This is a genomic window from Streptomyces harbinensis (assembly GCF_900116145.1).
GTDB lineage: Bacteria > Actinomycetota > Actinomycetes > Streptomycetales > Streptomycetaceae > Streptomyces > Streptomyces carpaticus.
In genome coordinates, this window is the sequence record NZ_FPAB01000032.1 from 1 (window position 1) to 1,362 (window position 1,362).

At 68.9% G+C, this 1,362-nt stretch carries 1 protein-coding gene; it reads right to left on the reverse strand.

Annotated features, from left to right (window positions below; all coding sequences use genetic code 11):
- Positions 1-811: 811 nt before the first annotated feature.
- A partial coding sequence (locus tag BM385_RS27440) for a DUF6233 domain-containing protein (protein WP_093844610.1) occupies positions 812-1,362 on the reverse strand: 551 nt, incomplete at its 5' end.

Below are 1,362 nucleotides of genomic sequence, written 5' to 3' on the forward strand. Positions count from 1 at the left end.
AGGGCCGGCGGCCCCTCCGGGGCCTGGGTGGGGTGGTGGTGCCCGTGCCCTCCGGGCCCGGGCGGTCGGGGCGCGGCCTCCGGCCTTGCCCCTGGGACGGTGTGTGCGGTGGTGGTGTGTGCGGGGGAAACCCATTGTGGGCTGGGGTTTTGATGGATGGTGCGGGGGTGGTACGGGCGCACTCCGTGCTCCCGTACCACTGTAGAGGGCGGGAAGAACAGCAGCAAGAGGGTGGGGGCCGGCCCCGGCGGTCGCGCGCGGCACCCACCAGGACCACCACCAACACACCAAACTGACACCACCCCAACAGGTCTACACCAATCGACCCTGTACGGAATTAGTAAAGCGTTCTGACCCAGAGCACAAGGACACTGAACGCGGCCATTCCTGCGGAATAGCAGGCCCCCCGCAAAAACTGATGCGCCATCACCTTCCGGCGACGCACAATCCAACGGAAAATCCCCGACGCAACCTCCCCGGCCCATGCGAGAAAACCTAAAAAGCGGCCCTTCACCCAACTCCCTTTCTCCTACGCATTCTCGAACTGAGACCCATTGCTCAATTCGCAGGCGATGCGGTCTATTCGTGGGTGAGTCTATGCAGGGAACGCTTCCCGCCGTTCTCCATGCGTCCCTTTTTACTCAGGCTGAACCCCTTTTCTCTTCGTCTCCCGTCGTGGCTCCCTGAGTACGTTCTGAGAACACTCTGCGATCAGTCTGAGAACACTCTGCGCCCCCAGCACTCACCTGCGTTCCCCTGCGCCCTTTCGGTTTGTCTCGAATGCCTCGGGCTCAGATCGGCCGGATCCGTCCTACACCGCCGGCGGCGTGCACACCGGGCAGCGGCCCGCGCCAGCTGCTGCCGCGCGGTGAGCGGTGTCCGTCCCGGCCGGGTAGACGATGCCGGACGCTGCGGCGCAGTCACCGCGGTGGACCACCAGGTGCTCGCCGGTGTCGGTGTCGGCGGCGGGGGTCTCCTCAATGAGGAACGCCGGTGTCCGGGCGCTGGTGTGGTCGGTGGGGACGTCGGCGTAGTCCTCGCCCGGCAGCGGCTCACACACCTCGGCTGGGGCCCAGAACTCCACCGGCCCCGGATCGGCCCGCACCACGCCGTCCGGGCCCCGGCCGGCCGCCCACAGCGAGAGCTCCAGGAGGTACCACCAGCCGCCGCCCCTGCCCGGGGCCCGGCGGCGTCGGCGTACGACGGCGAACAGCCGCTGCTCGTCGGGCAGCGTCACCAGGACCCGCGGCCCGTCCTCGGCGCCGGGGCTGGTGTCGGCGGCCGGGTGCATCAGCCGGCCCCCGCGGTCGGCGACGTCGAGTTGCTGGAGCAGGCGGGGCAGCGCTCGATGCGCGCGCCGTG